Raw genomic sequence first — 24,402 nt, forward strand, 5'->3', positions numbered from 1 at the left:
GCTGCATTGCGGCCACGCTACTCCCTGCATTCTCCCATAAGTTAATTTCTAATTTATGCGGAAAACCAAATGATTCAGTATCTGCTTATCGATTCCCTGCTCCTTGGTGTGCAGCATTCCTTCGAACCCGACCATATGGCTGCGGTTTCGGTCCTGTCAACAGAAGAAAACAAAAATCCGGCACTGCGATGGAAGCTCATCTGGCGGTCGTCTCACTGGGCCCTCGGACATTCGCTGACGCTGATTTTATTTGCTGTTCTGGTACTCCTGCTCAAATCGACGTTGTCGCTGCACATTGCCGACAAGGTAGAAATGCTGGTGGGCCCACTGATGGTCTGGCTGGGCATTCTGGCGATCCGGCGGAATTTCAAAGCAGACGAAGTAACTGCATCCGCCCCTACTGAACGCAAGGTAAGCCGTTCGTTCTGGGTGGGCATGGTGCATGGCCTCGCAGGTACGGGCGGCGCGTGTGCCGTAGCACTCACCCTCGCCGCGCGCGATGCCATGACGGCCGTATGGATTATTGTCATGCAAAGCATCGGCATTATCCTCTCCATGTCGGCTTATGGCTATTTTTTCGCCTTTTCCATCGGCCGCTTTGCCGGGAAACGCGAGCGTTTTCTGATGATCGTCAACTACGTGGTCGGTGCATTCTCAATCCTGATCGGCGCGATAACTCTCTTTGAATCATTTCAATTTTAACAATGCATATTCCATTCTACCGCCCCACCCGCATTTCAGCTGGCGGACTGATTCTTTCAATTTTGGCCATTTCAGCGGTCCCAACCTCGATAGTATCGGCTCAGGAAAGCAGCGCTGATTCCTCCGGCAAAAAACTGCTCGATCCGGTCGTGGTAACGGCTACCCGTTTCGAAGCTAAAAAGGAGAAGATCGCTCAGAAACTCGACATCATTTCCAAAGAGGATATTCAAATGACGCCGTCCAACGACCTGACCGACATTGTCCGGAAATCGGCTGCGGTGGATGTGATCCAGTATCCCAATTTGTCCTCCGGAATCGGCATCAGGGGGTTTCGTCCGCAGTTTTCGGGGTTAAATCAAAGGACGCTATTGCTCATCGATGGACGCCCCGCCGGTGCTACCAACCTTTCACAGATCAATTTGAATGGCGTCGAACGGATTGAAGTGCTGAAAGGTCCGGCATCGTCACTGTACGGTTCGCAGGCAATGGGCGGCGTGATCAACGTCATTACCCAACGCTCCAAAGGTACCCCTGGCGGCAATGCATTCCTGGAATACGGTAGTTTCAAAACATTGCAGGCGGGACTCAATACAGGAGGCAACATCACATCCAGACTGGATTACGACCTGTCTTTCAGCTATCTGGAAAGGTCGAAAGATTACAAGATCGGCGAGGACAACTGGCTGCGTAATGCATTCGGCTACAAGCACGCTCAGAAAAACTACGCCGATCGCCCGGTCGTTGAAACCGACGAAACAACCGGTGACGGCAACCGCAGGCCATTTACCAAACTGCATTATTTCTCTGGCGCACTAAGGCTAGGCTATCAGATCAACGATCGCTGGCGTGTGGATGTGCGCGGGGAGCAATTTCAGGCGCGGGATGTGGAATCGCCAGGCGAACTGTCCTCCGGAAGCACCGAAGCCAGTACCAAGGACGTTGACCGCCAGGCCATCGATGTTTCATTGACCGGGCAAATCGGGCAACACAGTCCGAGCGTGAAAGTGTATGCCTCGGAAGAAAACACCAAAAACTACACCCAGAATGTATCCGGCAAGCCAGTCGTGCCATTCCGTTCCGCACAGGGGCATAACGCATGGAAGGGTATTCAGGTAAAAGATGTCTGGAAACTTGGTCGCCACTCGGTAATACTGGGTTACGATTATCTCAATGCGTCTACCAATAGCCGTCGCTGGACCAACGACACCACCGAGCGCGCCCCTACCCAGCCTGAATACGCGTTGATTTCCAGTGCATTCTTCGGACAAGCACTATTGAACATCGGGAAACTGACCCTGCAACCAGGCATCCGTCTTGATCATATTACCTTCGATGTGCGCGAAACGCCGCTATTGCCTACCTACAAAGCCGGTAAAAAGACAACACCATTTACGAGCCCCAGCCTGGGTATTACCTACGCCCTGCTGCCATCGCTCCGCGCGAAAGCCAATATAGGCCGGGCGTTCGTCACCACCGATGCGTACAGCGTAGCCGGATACAATGAAATCCGTGATTCCAAAGGCCGCGTTGCCGTCACAGCCGGTAACCCCGATCTGAAAAACGAAAGCAGCCTGAGCTGGGATCTGGGTCTGGATTTCAACAAACCCCAATCCGGTTTCGCAGCTAATGTGACTCTTTATAGCACCAAGGTCGATAACCGCATTGCCAAAATCATCAAAACTGTAAACGAACCTTTGGAAAACGGCGACGTGATTACCTCCCGGGCTACATTTGTCAACGCAGCCGATGCCGAAATCACGGGTCTTGAAACCGAGTTGTCTTATGATTTCGGTGCAAAAAGCGACTACCGCTATTCATTGAAGGCATTCTGGAACGGTAATTCCATAATAAAAGCGAAAGAGCTCATCGTAGGTACCGACGCCTCCGAAATACGCCGCGACATTCAGAACGTCGCCCGCAATACTTTCAATTTCGGAGTGGCTTATGATAATTTAAACTGGCTGCAATTGCGGCTTTCAGGGAGAGCAGTAGGGACAAGGAAGGACATCGATTACACCGACCCGATCAATCCCGAAATCGAATACCCGCAATATATGGTACTCGACTTCGCCGCCCAATTCAAAATCGCTGGCGGTCATACCATCGCATTGAAGTTAAACAACGTAACTGACGAAAATTATTACGAAAAACGAGGCTACAACCTACCCGGACGGGCGTTGTCGGTGCGGTATGTGAAGAGTTTTTAAAACAGATAATGCAGCCTAGTCGGCTTTTTCAGCCGATCGGGCTGCTTCCTTCGCGAGTTCTACTCTCCTCGCCATTGCCCAATCGCTCATAAATTGCCGATCCTCTTTTGATCTTTCACCATTCCAAACCATCATCGGGCCAACCGGATCTTGCATATCCTCGTCTTCCACGAATGGTTCAGGTTTCATGTTATTCAGTAGTCGTTTCATAGTTGAAGTTAATCATTTTTAAAGTACAAATCAATCAATTTCCTGGCAGCATCAGACTCGACAATCATTCGAAGCCCGAACATATGTTTCGCTCCAAACCGCTGGTAATAGGGCATCAATCTATTTTTAGCATCGAAATAAATGAAGCCATCCATACCTTGATCCACAGATATTTTACAACATAGCGCAACCATAGCCTTTCCCACGCCATTATATACTGGATTTCCATGTTTGTTTGCGTGACAAATCTCCATGTTTGTGCATTCGAGAATTCCAATCTCCGGTCTGAATGCTACCAATCCCTGGATTGTAGGGTCACGCAATGTTTGAAGTTTGTAAACAGAAAATTGTCTGATCAGGGCATTGAAATCAAAATGGAATGCATTCCGTGAAGCCGTTAATTCCTTGTGGCTCGCAGGTGACGCAATCGCATCGACCTTTTCACCCGTCGCATTGAATATGAAAGCTGATGATAGTGTGTATATTTTCTTCATGGAACAAAATTACCGAAACCGGTCGCAACGAACGGTTGTCGCTGCGACCGGCTGATAATTAGTATTTGTCCCACCAGTTCTTCGCCCCCTTACTATTTCTACCGCCCAGTTTCTCCAATGCCGTTCGGTAATGCGCGCCGTTGAGAGAGGCTTCCACGAGGGGGTAAGTCATGCGTTTGGAGATATCCGTAACGTCCGGGTCGAGAGAACCGGATGCAGGGAGGGCGAAAATGGCCTTGCCCGTGATCGGGTCCTTGAAATCGAGACGGAGGCGTTCCAGCCAGCCCTGAATGCCCTGGGTGTACATAGCGATCCATTTCTGGGAGCCAATGCTATCTTTCCATTTGGCCGCATTGTAGGGTACTTTTTTGAGGTAGGCCGTAATGTTTGCCTCGCCTACGCCCGCGAAATGCATAGACGCCGACACTCCCTCCTGGTAATACTGAGCCGCCGTTCCGGTGAGCCCCACTTTCAGTTCCCTGGCCTGGATTTCGGCCAGCATGAATTTCACTTCGGCCAGATCCAGCCAGATCGTCGGGGCGGTGGCGCCTACCCCGTAGTTCGAAGGTAAACTCACTACGGTCGGGTCGCCGTTGGAGCTCGCTCCGCTGCTTGCCATACCGTACGCTTCGCCCACGTAGTCATTGGTATTCAAAAGCGGTTGCGCGAACAAAGGCAGCCGGGGGTCGTTGTACAGTTTGAGGTAATCGATGAACGGCTTGGACATCGAGAAATCCACCCGCACTTTGAACGACTGGTTCATCGGGTTGTTGTTAGGCGGAGAAGACAACCAGCGAAACAGCGCACTTTGCTCCTGGGTTGTAATAATGCCGCCGTTGGCAGGATCAAGCGATTTTTTGATCGCTTCGGTCGCTTCGGCGGGTTTCGCGTCGATCATCCGCAAGGCAATGCGCATGCGGAGCGAGTTTGCGAAACGCTTCCAGGCATTTACATCACCTTCATATAACACATCGCCGGTAGCATAGCTTGGTTCACTCGCATCCAATACCTTCACCTGCTCGTCCAGCGTGGCCAGCAGGCCGGCATACACCTCCTCGCCGGTATTGTAGGCCGGGGTAACCTCATCGGCATTCAGCGCTTCGGTGTAAGGAATCGGACCGCCGTAAATGTCCGTCAAAAAATGGTAGGTGTAGGCCTTCACAATCTCTGAAATCGCGATCCGGTTCTTGTAACCAGGGAATTTCGACTTCTCTTCCACCTTTTGTGATTCTTGCAGCTCACTCAGCACATCGGTGTAAAAAGTGTTCCACATGATCTGGTTCGTATTCTCGCGGATCTGGTACCGGCTTTCGTCGGAATAGTAGGTCGACGACCAGTATTGCGCGTAGTACATTCCGAAACGGCCGTTGTTCCACTCGTCGGTAATGTTGTTGGAAAAATTGTACTGGGCATTGGTGAGCAGCTGAGCCGAAGTGACATCCACTGCCCGATTGGGATCCTTATTGATTTCCTCAAAACCGTCGGTGCAAGCTAATGTCGACACCAGCAGCGAAGCAATGGTTATTTTCCTGAAATTTTTCATAGGTAGTTTCATTTAAAATCCGAAAGAAACATTCACGCCCATCGAACGGACGGACGGCAATGCACCCCCTTCGAGCCCCTGCCAGTTGGAGATGGAGTTAGTGATCGCGGTGGGATCCACGTGTTTGGAATTTGATTTGATCAGCCACAGGTTCCGGCCTGTGAGCGACACACGTACTTTACTGAACGGTGTTTTGGAAACCCATTCAGCGGGAAGGCTGTAACCCAGGTTGATCTCGCGCAGGTAAATGTAGCTCGCGTCGATCACGTCGATCGAATTGATGTTATACCCCCCGTTTCCATTGCTGCTGTAATGATCGCGGGCCGAAATCACGACGTCGTTGGGCGTACCGTCCTCTTTCACGCCCTCGGCAATGATCCCGTCCTCACGAATGCTTCCGGTCGCGGTTTCTTCCAGGATACCGGTTTCACGGCCAAACATCTGGGTGGTTGAGAAAAAGCTCCCGCCTTTTTGGAAGTCGATCAGGACCGAAAGATTGAAACCTTTGTAACGGAATGCGTTGATCACGCCGCCCGTGAACGAAGGCAGCACGGAGCCAAGCACTTTCTGGTCATCGGAACGCAGGTATATACCCTCCTCATTCACCACCTTCTGCCCCTTGTCATTGTACATGAAATCATACCCCACAATGGAGCCGAACGATTCCCCTTCACGCGCTTCGAGCTGTACCGCAAATGACGCATTGGCCAACACCATCGTCTTCTGATCGGCAGTGAGCCGCACGATTTTGTTGTTGTTCTTCGCCCAGTTAAGCGTAATGTCCCATTTAAATTGTTCGGTAGAAACCGGAGACGCATTCAGGCTAAGCTCAATACCCTTGTTTTCGAGCAAACCCGCATTCACATACTTATAAGTAGCCCCTGTGGCTGCCGAGCGGCTCAACGGAATGATCTGGTTACGCGTACGGCGGTTATAATACGACAAGTTTAACCCCAGGCGGTTATTAAAGACTTTGAATTCAGTACCAAACTCATACTCCGAGGTAATTTCGGGTTTCAAGTCCGGGTTTGGCAACGTGTTGGGGACCGCCACGCGCGAATAAGTACCGAAGGGCTGGTAGAGCAGGTATGCGAGCGTCACATTGTAAGGATCCGTGTCGTTACCCACCTGTGCCAGCGCCGCTCGGAGTTTCAGGAAATTCAGCCAGTTGGCGTCGATCAGGCTGGATGCGATCCAGGATATCGAGCCCGACGGATAGAAATAGGAATTGTTCTTCACCGGCAAGGTCGACGACCAGTCGTTCCGCGCACCCAGATCTAGGAAGAGCATATCCTTATATCCTAATGAAGAACTCCCGAATACCGAGTTGATCCGCTTTTTGGTTTTCAAATCGGTAATATCCGGCCGTCCGATCGATGCTTCGAGGCTGAAAACATTCGAACTCAGGCCATCCACCGTCTTCGAAATATGCGTGGAGCCACTGCGGGTCATGCGGTTCACACCCACATTCGCATTCCAGGAAAAGTCTTTGGTAAACGATTTATTATAGGACAGTAACCCTTGAAAGTTGTTTTCCAAATGGCTGTATTTACTCAGCCAGTATTGCGAAGTATACTGCGAACCAATGGCCACCCGCTCTTCCTGTGTTTCAAAATAGGTGTCCGTCATATATTTCACCTCCGCGGTGAGCCCTTGGGCCAGCTGGTAACTGGCGCCGAGGTTCCCAAATACGCGCGTCCTGCCGTCCGTCTCGTAGTTTTTGTGCCTTACCCAGTACGGGTTATTCGAAAACCGCGGCGTCGGGTTGAACCAAGATGAGCGGTTCCATGTCAGTTGCGTACCGTCCGGAAGCTCGTACTCCTTCATTTTGTTGAAATCAACCTGCCGCTGGCCCCATTGGGTAAACTGTACCATCACATTCCCGCCGTCGTCGCCATAGCCGGTACCCGGCCTGCCTTTGGCCGAGTGCGTTACAAAATTACCCGAACCTGAAATAGTCAGGTTCTTGATGGCCTGGTAACTGGCATTAATGCTTGCATTATGGCGCACCAGTTTGGAATTGGGCAGGATAAATTTCTGGTCAAAGTTAGAATACGAAATGCGGTAGGAGCCTTTGTCGGTGGCCCCGTCGAGCGCAATGTTGTGGTTAAATGTGCCGCCTGTCTCGAAAAAGCTCCTGATATTGTTGGGCTGCGCTTCCCAGGGCACCACTTTACCGAAATCGGGGTTGCCGTGGTCTTTGTCCCAGCTCCAGTAAGGTCGGTAAAGCTGTCCTTCGAACTTCGGCCCCCACGATTCGTCCGTCGCATATTCCGGAAGCAGATCATACGGGCCGCGCCCATCGTTGTCGTCGTAGCTACCCTTCCGGTCGGCCGGGAATGCTTCGGGGTTTTGGTTGTAATAAAGCTTTTGAAAAGCAAAGCCACCGCCATACTTGTTCTGGTAGCGGGGCAGCTTGTATACTTTATCGATATTATACCCAAAAGAATAGGACAGATTGGGTTTGGCCGACTTACCTCCCTTTTTGGTAGTAACTACAATAACTCCGTTCGCGCCCCGGCTTCCGTACAAAGCTGTTGCAGCCGCTCCTTTGAGCACGGTCACATTCTCCACGTCGGCGGGGTTCAGGTCCTGAATGGAGTTTCCGAAATCATAGCCTCCCGCACCGCGCTGCTGTTCAAGCGAGTTGGTGTTCCGGTTTTCCATCGGCATGCCGTCCACCACGAAGAGCGGATTGTTGTTCCCGTAAATCGTGTTGATACCCCGGATATTGATCTTCGCAGAGCCGCCCATCGAGCCGGTGTTACCCGCTACCTGTACGCCCGCGAGCTTACCCGAGAGCGAATGCACGAGGTTGGCTTCCCGTACATTGCTCAGTTCTCCCCCATCGAGCTTCTGCGCCCCGAAACCGATCGATTTTTCCTCCCGCTTGATCCCCAGCGCGGTTACCACCACTTCGCCCAGCTGCCGCGTGTCTTCCGCCAATGTGACGTCCAGCTTCGAACGACTGCCCACCTTGATTTCCTGGGTTACAAAACCAATGTAACTGAACACCAGCACAGTAGTATCCCCTCCCGCCTTAATGGAATATGCGCCGTTGCCGTCTGTTTGAGTCCCGATGTTTGCATTTCTGACCTTGATGTTAACCCCCGCAAGCGGGGTCCCGTCGTCCTGGGCAGTCACCGAGCCGGTCACCGTCCTCTCCTGAGCGATAGCATGCATTGCCGGCAGCAAAAGCATGCACCATAGTGAATAGATATTTTTCATGGTATATATGGATTGATAAAAAATACGCACGTATGCCGGCGGGTAGGACGCGGCGAGGAGTGAAGCAATGCAACAGGCAAAATGCTCCCCTGCACCGGCGGTGTGGCCGGTGTAAAATGAAATGCGTTAGTTTTTAACGAAACAGGCTAACCTGCTCGGCAACGATCTTCCAGCCTTCGGGCCGGTGCTGCCAGACGCGGGTAAAGAATCCTTCCACAGTTTTATCGCCCTTCACGGCATTGGCTTTGCCGAAACAATAAGCGAGGTCACCTGCTTTGGAAATTCCTTGTCCTGACCTGATAAATTGGTATGATTGAATCTCCTGCTGGGTTATTGTACCAAGCGCCTCCGCCTTGGTCTTTCCGAATGGCCGGTCGCTCCTTAGTAACACAACTTCATCGGCCAAAAATTGTTGGTAGGCCTGTCCGGCGTCCTTGCCAGCTGCCGACAGAAATGCATCTTCCGTTTTCCAGGGGAGCGGGTCTCCGTCTTTCCCTTGTCCCGCCGGCAAAATATAGTCGTAATCCGTTTCCCGTTCAGGCTCCGGATCGCTCCGGAATGCCTCCACGTGGTTTCGATCCTGGGAATGGATCACACCGCCATCCAGCATGACCTTGAACTGGCCGGCGGCGTTCTTTTTCCAAATTGAAAAGAAATACCCCGAGCCGACGGCATTCTGCCCGCGCTCGGCAATGAACTGGAAAGGCCCGGAAGTAAAACCAATATCGCCGTTCCGCGAAACCTGGGCTATGATAGGGTACCATTTCAGCAGCTGCTTACTGCCTTTGGGCGCCTTGCCGTATTCCGCGATGCCATTCACGGCTCCTTCTCCGTTAAAGATAACTCCCGAGCTATCCAGGTAAGCCAGAAAAGCGGTGGGTACATCCGTGGCCTCGGCCTTCGCCGCAAAAGCTTTTTCCTCTGCTATCAGCGAGATGACATTCGGATCAACCTGCTGTGACTGTGCACTATATACGCAACCCAATACCAATGCAGCGCAAAGCGGCCGACACCGGCGTAAGGACCGGGCGGCATGGTGCAAAATAAGGAGGAACGGATACATTGGAACGATCTAGTCAGGAGTTATAACACAATGATACAGCATCTTACGGAATAGTAAAAGCAGCGAACCGCACTGTCGACGAACGACCCCAAGTATCGGCCAAATGCATTTGTAGAATAAAAATGTCGTACTATTGCCTCAATGCGCCATTCGTCGTTTTTTTGATGTATTTAAACAAACAATCCCGCCCCAGTAGACCAGGAACGGGATTGCATTCAAATGCCCCGAAAAGATCAGAACACGATCTGAGCGCGGATTTCTCCGGCCGGATGGAGCACATTATGGATATTGAAATAATACAGCCCGTTCAGCAGCTCGGTTTCCTTGATCTTCACGCCGTCGACTATCACCGAATTGGAGAATTCTCCCGATAAGGTTTTGGGGAAATTGGTGAAAAAGTCGTGCTGAATGGGCGCATTGGCGCCCGGCGCCGCTGTACCGTGAATGTGGGAGCCTGTCGGAGTCGCTTCCAGGTCTTTCCATTTGATGAAATAGCTCAGCAATTTGGTCGATTTGTTGTACATCACGTCCACGGTTCCCGTTCCGGCGGAAACAACGGGCGGCACCTGCTGCGATCCTTGGAGCAGCAAACCCTTGGCGACCACAATATGCGGCTGGTCGTAAAACTCGATTTGCCCCCGAATCTCGCCACCCGGGTTGGTAGGTGTGTGAATATTGAAATAGTAGAGCCCGTTCAGCAGGTCACTTTCGTTGATAGCCGTTCCATCTACGACCACCGAAGTCGAGTACATACCCGTTGTTGTTTTCGGAATAGCCGAAAAGAAATCGAATTTGACACCTGCATTGGTTCCGCGCGCCGCGGTCCCGTGTATGTGCGCACCCGTAGGAATGCCTGTCAGATTGGCCCAATTGAGCGTAAATGTGAGCAAGTGCGTCGTTTTGTTGTACGATACATCGGCCCAGCCGGTAGCCTGGGTTTCTTTTGCCGGCGTTTCCTGCGAACCGCTCAGCGGTAAACCATTTTGCCTGACAACATCCTGCGGGGTATCGTGGTCGTCACATGCTGCGAACAGCGCGACAAGCAGCCATACCAGTCCAAACTTAGATAGAACTTTCATCATTTGGTTTTGTTGGGTTGAGTTGAAAGATTTATATAAAGTATTCCTTTAAAATTACAATTAAATAAGCATAGTTGCAGGAAATCCGGATCAATAAAACGTTAAGAAATAGTGACTTGCGGCATTCCGGCATTTCCTCTACTTTTTCGGGCGTTGGTCGATATAATTTCAGCTCCTCCGATCTTTTCCATTCATTTACCACATCATTTCAAAAACACGCCTATGGACACGGCCTTCCTGGAAAAGCAAGTACGGCTTCCGTTCTCGAACCGGACGGTTTCAGTCAAATATGCACTGGTGCATGCCTGTTACTGGCTGCTGGTGACGGGCTTTTTCCTGTATGAAAAGCGCTACCTGATTTTCAAGGCAAGCCTTAACTATTTCGCGATCTGCGTGGCCGCCCGTGTGATCCTGCTGATCGTCATCGCGTACCTGAACCTCCATTACTTTTTGCCCAAATACCTGTCAGGGAAAAAGTACGGTCAGTATTTCGGGATGGTGCTGCTATCCATCCTCGGGTATCTCTTCATTCAATCTTTCTTTGACTACTATCTGTACGGGTACGTGATCGGCCCCATGCGGAACAGCAACATCGTGGAAGCGCTGTCCTATAACTTTTTCAGCACCCTGTGGTACCTGGCGCTGATGGTCGCCCTCAAACTGAGCATCGACTGGTACGAGCAGCAGCGTATCCTGCAAAAGATCGTGGTCGAAAAGCTGAATGCGGAAGTGAATTTCCTGCGCTCGCAGGTGAACCCGCATTTTCTTTTCAACATTCTCAACAATCTCTATGCATTAACCTTGAAGAAATCGGATCTGGCGCCGGAAGTGGTACTGAAACTATCCGAAATGATGGAATACATGCTCTACGACAGCGACGACAGTACGGTTTCGCTCGACAAGGAAATCAGCTATTTGCACAACTACATCGAACTCGAAAGGATCCGCTACGATAATAATCCGGACATTTCGCTGGAAGTAGCCGGTAACACCGACGGAAAGGAAATCGCCCCGCTCCTGCTATTGCCATTGGTCGAAAACGCATTCAAGCACGGTGTAAGCCGCAAGTCGGAACAAGGCTGGTTGCATGGCAAGATTCACATCGGTCCTTCGGCCCTGGAAGTGACGATTGAAAACAGTAAATCGAGTCCCGCGCGAAACGCCGCGGCCAATGATAGTAAAGGGGGCATCGGCCTCGCCAACCTCCGCAAGCGGCTGGAACTGCTGTACCCCTCGCGCCACAGCCTGCGGATCGATGATCAACAGGAGCGTTTCAGTGTTTTTATGGAAATCAATTTGGCCAATGTATAATCAGAATCAGTCATGAAAAGATCCATCCGGTTTTCACTTTTACTGCTCATGGGTTGGACCGCACTCGGTTGGACCGCACCCGGTTGGGTCGCACCCGCATACCTGGTCTCACCCGAGCCTGAGGTATTTGTTGCCGCCACCCCTTGCGATGCCGTTCCGAGGCACCTGCTGGCCATTCCTGACAATCTGGATTGTGAAATGATTAAATGGCGCCTCACGCTACGCCGCGACCCACGTAACCTCGGCCGCGACGATTTCAAACTCCAATACACCTACGGCATCACCAAGCCCGGGACGCAGGGCTTCATGAACGATGGTTTCAGCAAAGAGATTTCGGGTAAATGGGTTATTTCCGGAAACACCGGCAAAACACCCGGCAAGCAGATTTTCACCTTGGAGCCAACTGCATCCGAAAGCAAAATCACCCTTTTGCAAATGAGCGACCGCATGCTGCATTTGCTGGATACACAAGGTAATTTAATGATCGGCAATGCGGGTTTCAGTTATACCTTCAACAAACAGAATGCGAATCTGTAACAAACGTCCGTTAGCCATGAAAACCTTATTCTTCCTCGCTGCATGCATCTTAACGTTTCAAAACGTGATGGCTCAATCCGTGGTACCTGCTAACGTACCTTCCCAAACAACCACCCGCAACCCCGTTGCCGAGGGGCCGGATGTGTGGGGCGTATTCCATGGCCGCGTACCCTGCCAGCCGATGGCGCCCGTCATGCATGTTTCCGTCCAGGCCAATTGCGAAAAACTGAAATGGGGATTCACATTCTATCAGGACCCACAAACCAAAGAACCCACGACCTACCAGTGGGACGGTTCGCTTTTTCGCGACAAACCGAGAACCGGCAAATGGGCGCTCGTGAAAGGCACTGCCGAAAACCCGGACGCCACCGTGATTCAGCTCGACCCCGACCAACCCGAAAAATCGATATTCCTGTTGAAAGGCGACGAAAATGTGCTATTTATACTCGATGGTTCAAAAAAACTCATGGTAGGAGGAGATTACCTGAGCTATACTTTCAACCGGGTCTCCAACCGGGTTACCAACCGGGTCTCCAACCGGGTCTCCGACCGGGCCAACAACTGATTTTTTCCTGGACAAAAACGTGACGTATGCTGCAATGCGTGATCATCGACGATGAACCTCTCGCGAGAGAAATATTGGAAGGGTACCTGATCAAATCGGGCGTTACGGGCGTTGTTCAGTTCGGCAACGCCCGCGACGCGCTCACGTACCTGCAAACGCGCGAGCCCGATGTTCTGTTTCTGGACATCGAAATGCCGGAAATGAACGGCATCGACTTCCTGAAATCACTCGCACAACCGCCCGTAACCGTCTTCACCACCGCCTACCGCGACTATGCCTTCGAGGGCTACGAGCTCGGCGTCATTGATTTTCTTTTAAAACCCATTTCATTTCCCCGCTTCGGACACGCCCTCGAAAAAGTACGCGATTTCCTCCAACTCAAAGAGCAGAATACCAACCTCGAACAGAACCTCTCGGAAGACAAACCTGACTTTGTATTTGTCAAAAGCGGCGTTCAGCGCGTCCGCCTCGCTTTCGACGATATCTCCCATATACAAGGCTTGAAAGACTACGCCATCATCCACACCGTTACCGGCAAAGTAGTCATCAAAGGTTCCGTCAAGGCCATGCTCGATATCTTCCCGCCCACTCGCTTCCTGCGGGTGCACAAGTCATTCATTATGGCCTTGGATAAAATAAGGCGCATTGAGCGTAACCGGATTATATGGGGGAGTTATCAGATTCCGATCGGGCGGAATTATAAGGAGGAGGTGATGCGGGTGATTAGCCCATGAACTCATTCGGGCAAATCGCTACCAAACTCCATTGCGATTTCCCGCGTTACGATGACACGCCCAAAGATGGATCTGAGGAGGTTCAGTTCTCCGATTTTGTCTAAAAGAATGAGGCAGCTGGTGTCTGCAATGACTACTTCATATTCTTTTTGCATCTGCTATTATTTCTGAGACAGGATAATTTAACAATGAAACTCCATAGTCCCCCAATAGCTCTGCAAATGTACGTTTCGTCAGTCCGGCCATCTCAGCCGCCTGCCCTAATGATAGCTTTCCCGATTCATACAACTTGGCAGCGATGAATCGGACGGTGTCATTTTGATGTTCCCCGAGGCTGTCGGGTACTTGTAGTGTGATTGTTGTCATATGCTAAAAATACAAAACTCGGCAAGCATTGACAAATTCAAATCCATCCATTTGTTGCAGATAACCGTTACCTCAGCGCGGAAGCCTAAGCAACGTAACCAACTGCAACGCAGCCTCATTCCGCGCATTCAACCGCAGCACCTTTCTAGCGTACAACAACGCCCCGTCCCGGTTGTCCATTTTATAATATGCCGAAGCGATACGGTTCAGAACTGAAACGTTGGCGGAGTCGGTTGAAAAACTGGCTCGCAGCGCAACGACCTCCTGCGCAAGCGCACGTACTGGCGTGAGGTTGAGGCCCGATGTGTTGTAACGAATCGCATAGTCGAGATAGGGAATGGCTTTTTCCGGCTGGTCCATTTTGAGGAGTAATACGAAAAGGTACCGGGCCGTCTCGAACGAGGGTACAATACTGAACGCCTTTTGAAAACTAAACAAGGCACTTCGCTCATCGCCCAGCTGGCCGCTCAGCATGGCGGATTTAGAATACAATGCAGCATCTCCCGGTTGTTCGAGGATCAACGCCTCCACGATCTCCCGCGCTTCGCGGTAGTTTTGCCCTTCGATGTAATGATTATAGGCCTGATCCATCGCATTTTCCCACGAAATACGCCGGTAAGCCAGGTCAAATGCGACACGCTCTTCGAAGGTCTCCGTTCTGACCGAATCCCGATCCAATGCGGCATTGAATGGCCAGCTGCTTTTCAGATTGGCTACTTTATAAACCCCAGCCAGCGAGTCGATCGACGGCACCGGCATTTCCCTCCGCAGTTGAGCAAAAGACATTTCCGAATCTGGCACCGGACTGATGAATTTCGCCTTTTTTAATGCTTCGTAAAATGCATCAGACATTAATGCATAACCTTTCAGGTCAGGATGAACGTGTTCTAGTATGAGCTCTTTACCAATGGTGCCATGGGGCGATGCCATTTCAAAAATATGCTTCACATCCACCATATGCGCATTGGAATACCCGCCAACAAGCTGTCTGATGATTTGATTAAATTCTTCCGGTGCACGGAAACGAAGTCCGTCCAGATCCCGCGCTATCGAAAAATGCCCGCGTGCCCCCGCCGCATTGCCTCGGGCAGCTTCGAGTTGCCCCAGGTAATAATGGCAGAGCGCATGTGACTGGTAATGCCCAGCCGCTTTTTTGAAATAATGATATGCTTGCGTACTGTCCCCTTTTTGTAGAAAATCCAGTGCCATGCGATAGTTCTGCGCGAAGCCGGGGAAACGTGTGCTGTCAACCGGAAAGCTTACAAAAGGTTTAAGGTCACGCTCATTGCTGACGAGGTTACTGATAAAAACAGGCACATTTTGCCGGGCAAAAATATTCAGCACTTCGCTCATATTCGTCCGGAACTGCGCTACGCCTCGCTTATACAACTCCGACTGGTAAGGAATCTGCTGCTCAGCCACCATCCGCTGCATGCGCGTACCGTCATTCTGCGGTTTTTGCGACGAGCCTAGTGCCAATGCCTTTTGATATAAATCAGCAGTCAGCTGCATGATTTTGAGTGAGCGTAATCGTAAAACGGCATTTACCAAAGCGGGATTCCCGCCAAATTGCTCGGTAGAGCCCACGCCCATGGCGCCATAATACTCGTTGTGTCCGGTGTAAATCAAAACCGCGTCAGGCTGGTAATCAACCAGCTCGCGCGCAAAACCGAGCACGGTGTAGGAGTTCACAGCCGTCAGTGCCAGGTTGATAATCTCGAAATGCTGGTCAGGGAATGTATGAGCAAGGCGGTATTGCAGCCAGCGATGGAAGGAGCCATTGTGAAAATAGGGATAACCAATGGTGGTCGACTCGCCCAAAACGAAAATGCGACGGGTACCGGGCGCCTTCTCTTTTCGAAAAGGCTCCACGTTACCGGTCGTCGCATTCTTCTGGTTAATGAAGTATCGTTTGGACGCGTCAGGGTTTAGGTATAGGTAATTTTTGTCATTCGGGTATTCGATAAAAAGGCTGAGGTCGTACCCATAATGGAACAGCCGCAGGCCGCATTCGAGCAATGCCAAAAGGCAAAAAGGAACCGCAACGCTGATGATTTTGAACACCAGTGTGCGGTTACGTCTTTCATGTTGGATGTTTTGTCCCTCCATTTGTTGACACGCGCCATGTCAGCCTGAGCGTAGTCGAAGGCGTCGTGCAAGATGCCTTCGGCTACGCTCAGGCTGACGGTACCCGCTCAATAACCGTCATTCTGTTTCCACTTCGGATTCCGCGCCATCTCGTTTACCGGGATCGGTGCGATGTATTTCTGCGCGAAGTTGGTATTGGCCGGGATCGGGTTCTCTTCCGGGCTGCGCTCTGCTACGATTTTGGGCAGGAGCTGCAAACGCACAATGTCGAACCAGCGCACGCCAAACTCACCCGCAAACTCGTACGCACGCTCATACACGACCGAATCGCGGAACGCATTGGCCGAAAGCCCCGGCGTCAGGTTGGGCAAACCCGCCCGCTTCCGTACCTCGTTGATAGCTGCATAGCTGGCCGGCGTCGGGCCGCCTCCCGACATCGCGGACGCTTCGGCATAAGCCAGCAGCACGAGCGGGTAGCGGATAATGTCGTACACTTTATTAGTACTCGGATTAATCGAATTAATGGCCGTCTCCGTTTCCGACACACCGTCGCCATTCAAACCCGCGCGGAATTTCTTGTAGTACGGATGCCTTGCATGCGTTTCAGGCGAATCCCACGGCACAAGTTTGAATGTCTTACCGTCCGGCTGGCGCAGTTTCAAAGTCGTATAGAAGGTATCGTCAGTGCGCTTGCATTTCGGGGCCTTTTTGTAAAAGTTGATTTCAGGATAATAGTCATCCCAGCCACTCGAACCGTTCGTAGCCACTTCGTCCAGGGGTACGCACGACGAGCCCGCGCTACGCAACGGCAAGCCGCCATTCACATTGTATTGTAGTCCAAAAATGGATTCAGGCCCATTATTGGTCGTAAAAACCTGCGCATAAGGTGTGCTCAAATTGAATTGCCCCGATTTGATCACGGCATCGGCCTCCGCCGCAGCCTGTGCATAGTTGCTGGCTTGGTTCAACGGCCAGCCGGTCATGGTCAGGTACACATCAGCGAGCAATGAGCGGGCCGCCATTTGATCGGCCTTTCCGGGCGCATTATCGAACTTGACGGGCAGCAGTTCCTTCGCTTTCTGCAAATCGGCGATAATGGCTTCGTACACTTTCTCAATCGGGTCGCGGTCCGGACGGTCGTCGACGTCGATCGGCGTGAGGATCACCGGCACGGGCCCGAATGTGCGTACGAGGTAATAGTAGCCCAGCGCACGCAGGAAGTAAGCCTGTCCGGCCGACTGATTTTTCTGTTCCTCCGTTGAATTCACCTTCGCATAATTCGCGATCACGTTATTCGCCTGGTAAATGCCCTGCCATGGTCCTTGCCATTGCGCCACCATACTCCCGTTACCGCTGCCGCCGCTGAGGCGGTCGAAAAGGCGGAAATCCTCTTTATTCAAACCGGGATCGGTCGTAAAATCGTCGGAGCCAAAGTAAGAAGTACTCCGGTTGGTAAAGCCCCAGGCACCATCACGGGCAAACTGGATGTAGATCGCCGACACGGCGCCATCCAGGTCCGACTGCGTTTTGAAATAGGTCCCGGGCGTCAGGTTGGCCTTCGGATCCTCGGTCAGGTTCTGGCACCCCGAGAACGCCATCGCGCCCAACAGAATCGATAATATTGAATATCTGATTTTCATAATGCTCTTTTTAAATGTCATGAAACCGTTACAATCCTAGCCGCAGACCCGCCGTGTAAGTCTTTGCGTTCGGGATCACACCCATTTCCAAACCCTGCGTAATGGCATTGAAACCATTTGAAACTTCGGGATCATAGCCCGGGTATTTCGTGATCATGAACAGGTTCTGGCTGCTCACGTACACTTCCAGGTTGCGGATTTTGATTTTATTCAAAACCACGGCAGGCAGCTTGTAGGTCAGCGAGACGTTTTTCAGCTTGATATAGCTTGCATTGTACACGTACCGGCTGCTGTTGTTGAAGTTCTTGCTGGTATTGCTGAAAGCCGGATTGTCGGTCTCATGCTGCGGCGTCCAGATGTTGAGCGCCTCCTGCGTAGTGGCATTGCGCTGGTCACCCAAACCGCCCCAGAGATAGGCAAGGGTTTGCGAGTAAATCTGATTCCCGTGCGTACCCTGGAACATGAAGCTCAGTGAAAAATCACCATAACTCACATCGTTGATAAACCCGAACGAATACTTGGGCGTACCATTCCCGATCGGCATGCGGTCGGCTGCGGTGTAGGCGTGGTCGCCATCCACATCGGTATATTTGGCGTCGCCGGGTTTCATACCGTACTTGGTCGCTTCTTCGGCTTCGCTGGTTTTCCAGGTTCCGAGGAATTGGTAGCCGTAAAACTCGCCCAATGGACGCCCTACGCGAAGAATGGAAGCACTGTTCCCCGCCGAGCCTATCCCGTTCACGATCACATTGTCAAGCCCGCCCAGGTCGGTTACCTTATTTCGGTTAAATGAAATGTTGAAATTGGTCGTCCAGCGTAGTTTCCCCGAGCTTACCGGCGTTCCACCCACCGAGAATTCGATACCGCGGTTCTCCACGCTTCCGATGTTGCGCAGGTAATCACCACCGCCCATGTAGAATGGTGCCTGGTAATTATAAAGCAGGTCGGAAATATTCTTCTTGTAGGCATCGGCCGTAAACGTCAGCCGGCCGCGGAGGAAGGATGCATCCAAACCGACGTCAAACTGCTCGGTACGCTCCCATTTGAGGTTTTTCGAAACCGGTGCACCCAGCGGTGTGGACACGCTCGGCGTGGAACCGTCGTAGTAATAGGCCGGTTGCGGGCCGCCTGTGCTGATCTGCGCGATGGTCGCATAGGCGCCTACCGCCTGGTTACCGGTTTGTCCGTAGCTCGCACGCAGCTTCAAATCGGAAAACACGCGGGAATCCTTCATAAAATTCTCATTAGCCACGTTCCAGCCCAATGCCAGCGACGGGAAAGTGCTGTATTTCTGGGTTAAGTGGGAGGAACCGTCTGTACGGACTGCAGCGGTGAGCAGGTATTTGTCTTTGTAGGAGTAGTTAACCCGTCCCATGTACGACTGCAATGCATCCTGCGAATAGCCCGAATTGGTCAGCTGGGTAGCACCGAGGCTCAGGTTATAATATCCCAAAGCGTAGGATGAGAGATTATTGGCGCGCGCATTAATGGAAGTGTTGTTCCCGTTCTGTTGCTCATACAAAGCCGTGAGCGTGATCGAGTGGTCGCCGAAGGTGTTTTTGTAAGTCAAAAAATTACTATTCTGAAAAAAACCTCCCCGCGACGCATTGCCTTCTGCATACAATACCCCGTTGCTGGTACCCGGCCCGAACAAGTTCTGCGTGAAGCCCGTGCGGATTTCGTAGGTATTAATGGTAGTAAACGAAAGCCCTTTCAAAATACGATAGGTCAAAATTGCCGTTCCGGTCACATTCGCCTGGCGGTTATCGAACTGCTGATTCGTCGCTCTCGCAATAGGATTATATTGGATAGAACCATACGGCGCCGTGTAAATGAACTGACCGGTAGCCGGGTCGCGCACAGGTGAGGTCGGGTCCCATTCGGTAGCCTGGGTGAACGGATCGACCAGGTCGCCGGAATAACCATTATTACGGCTTTTCGGCAGCATCGCTGCGACATTGAATTTCAAATCGATTTTGTCGTTCAGCTTTGCATCGATGTTCGCACGCAGGGTAGTCCTTTTATAATATTGGTTTAAAATCAAACCGGGCTGATCGAGGTAGTTGGCAGAAAACAAATAGCGGACATTGGAAGAACCACCCGATACGTCGAGCTGGTAATTCTGGATCCAGGGTTCCTGGTGCAGCTCATCCTGCCAGTCCGTACCGCCACTGGCTTTCAGCTCGGACAGACGCTGATCGGAGAATGCAGGCGCATTGCCGGTTGAAGCGAACTGCGCATTCACGGTCCGCGCGAAATCATAGGCATTCATCAGGTCGAGCTTTCTTGGAATGCTCGCCTTGCTGAACCACGTGCTGAAATTGACGCGCGCCTTGCCTTCCTTACCCGTTTTAGTCGTAATCAAAACCACCCCATTCGATCCTCTCGAACCATAAATAGCGGCCGACGACGCATCTTTCAGGATTTCCAGCGACTCGATATCGTTCGGGTTGATGGACTCGATATTACCGCCCACAAAACCATCGATCACATACAGCGGCTCATTGGAACCGGTAATAGAGTTAGCACCGCGAATACGGACGTTCAACCCGCGTCCCGGCTGCCCGCTCGAACTGGAAACCGTCACACCCGAAGTGGTGCCCTGCAATGCCTGCTCCACGCGCACTAGCGGCCGCTTGGCAATTTCTCGCGCTGAAACACTGCTGGAAGCACCGGTAACGTCGCTTTTACGCTGCTCGCCATACCCTACCACCACAATTTCATCCAGCCCGCGCTCACTCACCTGCATGCCCACGTCGATGCTCGTGCGCCCGCCTACCACCACCTCCTGGCTTGCATAGCCCACGAAGCTGTATACCAGCACCGCTCCGGAAATAGATTCGTCGGGGATTTCGAGCTCATACTGGCCCTCCGCATTGGTGGTGGTACCGCGTTGCGTTCCTTTGAGCACAATGCTCACACCGGGCAATGCGTCGTTTTTCTCGTCGGTCACTCGGCCACGGATATTAATCACTCGCGGAGCACTTCCAGGGCTGATTGTACTTGCACCCGGCTGATTATCCAGCGAGCTTTCTGCGTTCGCAGGTACTGTATTAGCCGGCGGCAGCTGGGTTTGTCTAAGGCTCTGTTTCAGCTCACGCATCGAATTCGCATCGGCGTCTTTCGGGAAAATAGCGTAGATCTTGCCGTGCTTTTTGTATTCCAAACCGTTGGCTTTCAGAATGCGGTCGAGCGTTTCCTCGATGCCCTCGCCGTTACGGCTTTGGTATTGCACCTGCAATGACTTGATTTTGTCATTGTGATACATAAAATATACGGAATGCCGCTTTTCGAGGTCACGCAGGACCTGATCGAGGCTTCGGTAGGATGGCTGCTCGCTGCGCTGGGGCTGAGGGACCTGCCCGCGGGCGAACGTCTGGGCATTGGCCACAGAACCGCCAACGCATAGCATTCCCATCATGAGTAAGTTGATCTTTTTCATGAGCATTGGTTGAAGGTTTCGAAAAAATTTTAGCTGTTAGTTAGGGCGGCCACGGATCGTCACCCGTTGCTCCTGGTGTGTAATGGTAATAGGGAGAATACTTTCCAGCGCGCTGAGCAGGTCGCCCATGTTGTCGGTCGGGACCACGCCATTCACGGTTTGTCTTTTCAATGAATCGTTTTCAATGGTAACGGTTACTCCATACGTTTCCTGAATCAGCACGGCGATTTCGGCCAGCGATGCGTCATTCAAAGTCCAGCGATTGTTCTTCCAGGAATACATCGGGCTCGCATCCGGCAGGTGGCGGATATGCAGCTGTTGTTTACTTCTCGAAAAATCGACCAGATCGCCGGGCTTCATCTGAATTTCCTTGCCCGGGCGGTCATTCAGCCGCAAATGCACGAGGCCTTCACTGAGTACCACCTGCGTCTGGTCCTGCCGGGTATTCACATTGAATTCCGTCCCGTGCACCTCCACATTCAAGTCGTGGGTATGAACGGTGAATTTGATCGCCTGGCCTGCCTTTTTCAATTTACTTACACTAAAAAAAGCCTCCCCGTCCAGCCAAACCTCCCGCTCCGTACGCCTGCCCCAGCGGTCGGCCACACGCAGGCTTGAATTCGCATTCAGCGTCACCAATGTGCCGTCGGGCAGCAACACGCGCCGCGATTCACCGAATGCAGTGTGGTAAACATGACTCTGTCCTTTCCGATAGAAATAGCCGCCAAATGCGACCAGCAGCAACACGACCGCAGCCGCGGCCTTCACCCAGATCACGCGGTTCCTGAAAACAACGACTTTGTCTTTTTTGCCTTCTTCAATTCCCCGCCAGATACGGTCGACGGATTCGGCAGCCGGCGCGATGCCTTCATCCGATGAGGCCAGCAACACCATCTGCCGCGCCCATTCGATGTCCCGGGCTTTGGAAGGATTGTTACGCAGCCAGTCGAGCCAGAAGTGCTCCGTTTCGGGAGTAGGATGAAGCACCCAGCTGCAAAAAAATGCATCGGTCGCAAAATCCTCCGGCTCAAATGACAAATAATTCATGGAAAAATCTGGTTTTCTCATCCTCCAAAGACAAATGGGGAGAAGGCGGGTAGATTACCCTCAGAAATGAAAGTTTTTTTGAAAAAGCAGCTCCCGCAATCCTTTCATCGATTTTTGCAACGTGTTATGCACCGATTGCAGCGAGATATTCATGATTTCGGCGATCTGCTGGTGGTTGAACTCGTGGTAGTAACGAAGGTTTACGACCTCTTGCTGGCGCGGGGGCAGGAGCGTCAAGGCACGTCCGAGCAACCGCGAGCGACCCAGTTCGTTTTCGGTATCGATGAGCTCGCTTTCGGTGGAGAGGGAAAAAAACCGGTGCTCGAAGGCGGAAAGCTCCACCCCGGCACCGGCTACGTTTCGGTTTAGCGGGTGCTGCGTGATCTTGCGGCGCAACACCCGGAAAAGATAATACTTGATGCTATCGGTATCAGACAGTCGTTCACGGCTGTTCCAGAGCTCGATGAACATGTCCTGGATCGAGTCTTCGACCAGCTGTGTGTCGACGGTCAGTTTATGTCCATACCGGTAAAGCATGTCGATATGGGATTTGTAAAGCATTGAAAAAGCCGTTTCATCCCCGTTTCGGAAACTTCTCCACAAGTCTGAATCATTCATAGGAAATGGTGCCGGAAAATTGGTCGATAAGTCCGGCAAACCTAAAATCCCACCCTTAAAAAAAGCTTAACAAAGCATTAACAAGCCTCATTTCGGGCCGCTTTTTTAAACAATTCCTATAATAAATTGGCCATTAGCATTTAAATACTGGTTATCAGGGCTTTAAAAGCGTACCATCGCTCTTCCGGACCGTCCACCGGGACTTGGTTCCGATCGGATATTTGGCCGCTTCTTTCTCGTTAATATCGATCCCGAGGCCCGGCGTCTCATTCACGTAGTAATAACCGTTCTTGATCGTCGGGCAGCCGGGGAAGACCTCCTGCACTTTTTCGCTGAAACGCTGCGATTCCTGGATACCGAAGTTCCACACAGCGATATCGATGTTGTTGTTTGCCGCGTGCCCTACCGGTGAAGTGTCGCCCGGCCCGTGCCATGCCGTTTTCACATTAAACCATTCGCCTAGCCGCGCGACTTTCATAGCAGGCGTGATTCCGCCGATCTGCGAAATGTGACACCGGATATAATCGAAGAGCTGGTGCGCCATCGGGTCGCGGAACTCGTTGATATTGTTGAAAAGCTCACCCATCGCGATCGGCACCGTCGTGCTCTGACGCAGCTGTTTGAACCAGCCCATATTCTCGGGCGAGAATGGGTCTTCGATGAAATACGGGCGGTACTCTTCCAAACCCTTGATCATATTGATCGCGTCCATCGGCTCCACCAACTCATGCATGTCGTGCAGCAACTCGATGTCCTCGCCGCATCTCTTACGTACCATTTCAAACATTTTAGGCACACGTTTCAGGTACGTGCGCTGATCGCTGAAATCATCGGTAGACCGGCCAAAACCTGCCGCTTTGAAATCGGGCTTGATTTCCTCCATAGCCCCCACCCCGCCGTAACCGCCCTGCTGGATGCGGATGTGACGGAAACCTTCCGACATATATTGCTGCACTTTATCCGCAATGGCCTCAGGCGTAGGCCCGCTCGCGTGCGTGTAGGTATCCACCGCTATGCGCGCTTTCCCGCCAAGTAATTGATGAACAGGCATTTTGGCACGTTTACCCTTGATATCCCAAAGTGCCTGGTCGAGGCCCGACAATGCGTTGTTCAGCACCGGCCCATTGCGCCAGTACGAGCTCACGTATGCCGACTGCCACATATCCTCGATATTGTCTACGTCTTTGCCAACGCAAAACTCGTTCAGGTAAATATTCACTGCGGGTATCACCACCATCGCACGCTGTGTGAATGTGGCACAACCCAGCCCGTACAAACCCGGCTCGGAGGTTTCGACCTTCACGATCACGAGGTTGGAGCCGCCGGGAGCGGTGGTAATCGCTTTTACATTGGTAATCGTCACCGGTGCCATTCCTTTGGCGTATTGCGGAGTGACATGGCGCTCGGCGCGGGCTTTGGGGCTGTCGAACAGCGACAGCAGTCCAGCCGTAGAGCCTGCCGCGAGCAATTTCATTGCATTCCGGCGGCTGTTTTCGGTGGGGTTTTCTTTCTTGCTCATTATGTACAG

General features: G+C 51.9%; 20 protein-coding genes. 6 read left to right on the plus strand and 14 right to left on the minus strand.

The annotated features are described in order from the left end of the window. Positions 1-69 precede the first annotated feature (69 nt). On the plus strand, positions 70-702 hold the full coding sequence (locus CLV60_RS17545) for a hypothetical protein (protein WP_106596677.1): 633 nt from the start codon (positions 70-72) through the stop codon (positions 700-702). A 2-nt stretch (positions 703-704) separates the two neighbouring features. Continuing rightward, positions 705-2,909, plus strand: a complete 2,205-nt coding sequence (locus CLV60_RS17550; protein ID WP_106596678.1) for a TonB-dependent receptor plug domain-containing protein — start codon at positions 705-707, stop codon at positions 2,907-2,909. 15 nt (positions 2,910-2,924) lie between these two features. On the opposite strand, the gene CLV60_RS17555 is transcribed toward CLV60_RS17550, so the two are convergent. From CLV60_RS17555 to CLV60_RS17580, 6 genes are all read right to left on the minus strand, one after another. Then, positions 2,925-3,119, minus strand: a complete 195-nt coding sequence (locus tag CLV60_RS17555; protein ID WP_106596679.1) for a hypothetical protein — start codon at positions 3,117-3,119, stop codon at positions 2,925-2,927. An 8-nt stretch (positions 3,120-3,127) separates the two neighbouring features. Then, positions 3,128-3,613 carry a hypothetical protein gene (locus CLV60_RS17560; RefSeq protein WP_106596680.1) on the minus strand — a complete coding sequence of 162 codons (486 nt, stop codon included), beginning with the start codon at positions 3,611-3,613 and terminating at the stop codon, positions 3,128-3,130. A 58-nt stretch (positions 3,614-3,671) separates the two neighbouring features. Beyond that, positions 3,672-5,156, minus strand: a complete 1,485-nt coding sequence (locus tag CLV60_RS17565) for a SusD/RagB family nutrient-binding outer membrane lipoprotein (RefSeq protein ID WP_170118804.1) — start codon at positions 5,154-5,156, stop codon at positions 3,672-3,674. 12 nt (positions 5,157-5,168) lie between these two features. Next, the gene (locus CLV60_RS17570; RefSeq protein ID WP_106596682.1) at positions 5,169-8,384 is read right to left on the minus strand and encodes a SusC/RagA family TonB-linked outer membrane protein; all 3,216 of its coding nucleotides are present in this window, start codon (positions 8,382-8,384) and stop codon (positions 5,169-5,171) included. A 133-nt stretch (positions 8,385-8,517) separates the two neighbouring features. Continuing rightward, positions 8,518-9,447 carry a nuclear transport factor 2 family protein gene (locus CLV60_RS17575; RefSeq protein WP_106596683.1) on the minus strand — a complete coding sequence of 310 codons (930 nt, stop codon included), beginning with the start codon at positions 9,445-9,447 and terminating at the stop codon, positions 8,518-8,520. Positions 9,448-9,680: 233 nt separating this feature from the next. Then, the gene (locus CLV60_RS17580) at positions 9,681-10,529 is read right to left on the minus strand and encodes a CHRD domain-containing protein (protein WP_106596684.1); all 849 of its coding nucleotides are present in this window, start codon (positions 10,527-10,529) and stop codon (positions 9,681-9,683) included. 219 nt (positions 10,530-10,748) lie between these two features. Here CLV60_RS17580 and CLV60_RS17585 point away from each other — a divergent pair, with 219 nt between their 5' ends. Genes CLV60_RS17585 through CLV60_RS17600 form a run of 4 tightly spaced genes read left to right on the plus strand, consistent with a single transcriptional unit; the run spans position 10,749 to position 13,673 of the window. Further along, positions 10,749-11,837: a sensor histidine kinase gene (locus CLV60_RS17585; protein WP_106596685.1), complete on the plus strand. Its 1,089-nt coding sequence runs from the start codon at positions 10,749-10,751 to the stop codon at positions 11,835-11,837. A 12-nt stretch (positions 11,838-11,849) separates the two neighbouring features. Continuing rightward, positions 11,850-12,374, plus strand: coding sequence for a copper resistance protein NlpE N-terminal domain-containing protein (locus CLV60_RS17590; protein WP_106596686.1), 525 nt, complete (start codon positions 11,850-11,852; stop codon positions 12,372-12,374). A gap of 16 nt (positions 12,375-12,390) precedes the next feature. Continuing rightward, complete coding sequence (locus CLV60_RS17595) at positions 12,391-12,939, plus strand: copper resistance protein NlpE N-terminal domain-containing protein (protein ID WP_146151568.1); 549 nt, start codon at positions 12,391-12,393, stop codon at positions 12,937-12,939. Positions 12,940-12,965: 26 nt separating this feature from the next. Next, a complete protein-coding gene (locus tag CLV60_RS17600; protein ID WP_106596688.1) occupies positions 12,966-13,673 on the plus strand; it encodes a LytR/AlgR family response regulator transcription factor in 708 nt (235 codons plus the stop codon). Positions 13,674-13,675: 2 nt separating this feature from the next. Here CLV60_RS17600 and CLV60_RS35190 read toward each other — a convergent pair whose 3' ends face one another. The 8 genes from CLV60_RS35190 to CLV60_RS17640 form a co-directional block, all read right to left on the minus strand. Next, positions 13,676-13,828: a PIN domain-containing protein gene (locus CLV60_RS35190; RefSeq protein ID WP_510185971.1), complete on the minus strand. Its 153-nt coding sequence runs from the start codon at positions 13,826-13,828 to the stop codon at positions 13,676-13,678. After that, positions 13,812-14,039, minus strand: a complete 228-nt coding sequence (locus CLV60_RS17610; RefSeq protein WP_106596689.1) for a UPF0175 family protein — start codon at positions 14,037-14,039, stop codon at positions 13,812-13,814. The genes CLV60_RS35190 and CLV60_RS17610 overlap by 17 nt, the downstream gene beginning before the upstream one ends. Before the next feature lie 72 nt (positions 14,040-14,111). Further along, the gene (locus CLV60_RS17615; protein WP_211302251.1) at positions 14,112-16,148 is read right to left on the minus strand and encodes an SGNH/GDSL hydrolase family protein; all 2,037 of its coding nucleotides are present in this window, start codon (positions 16,146-16,148) and stop codon (positions 14,112-14,114) included. A gap of 86 nt (positions 16,149-16,234) precedes the next feature. Continuing rightward, positions 16,235-17,767 carry a RagB/SusD family nutrient uptake outer membrane protein gene (locus CLV60_RS17620; RefSeq protein ID WP_170118805.1) on the minus strand — a complete coding sequence of 511 codons (1,533 nt, stop codon included), beginning with the start codon at positions 17,765-17,767 and terminating at the stop codon, positions 16,235-16,237. A gap of 28 nt (positions 17,768-17,795) precedes the next feature. Beyond that, positions 17,796-21,209, minus strand: coding sequence for a SusC/RagA family TonB-linked outer membrane protein (locus CLV60_RS17625; RefSeq protein ID WP_170118806.1), 3,414 nt, complete (start codon positions 21,207-21,209; stop codon positions 17,796-17,798). Between the two features lie 36 nt (positions 21,210-21,245). Then, positions 21,246-22,256 carry a FecR family protein gene (locus CLV60_RS17630; protein ID WP_170118807.1) on the minus strand — a complete coding sequence of 337 codons (1,011 nt, stop codon included), beginning with the start codon at positions 22,254-22,256 and terminating at the stop codon, positions 21,246-21,248. A 60-nt stretch (positions 22,257-22,316) separates the two neighbouring features. Continuing rightward, positions 22,317-22,817: an RNA polymerase sigma factor gene (locus tag CLV60_RS17635; protein ID WP_170118808.1), complete on the minus strand. Its 501-nt coding sequence runs from the start codon at positions 22,815-22,817 to the stop codon at positions 22,317-22,319. 211 nt (positions 22,818-23,028) lie between these two features. After that, entirely contained in the window at positions 23,029-24,393 is a 1,365-nt protein-coding gene (locus CLV60_RS17640) for an enolase C-terminal domain-like protein (protein WP_106596694.1), read from the minus strand. Positions 24,394-24,402 lie beyond the last annotated feature (9 nt).

This window comes from Dyadobacter jiangsuensis (assembly GCF_003014695.1).
GTDB classification, from domain to species: Bacteria; Bacteroidota; Bacteroidia; order Cytophagales; family Spirosomataceae; genus Dyadobacter; species Dyadobacter jiangsuensis.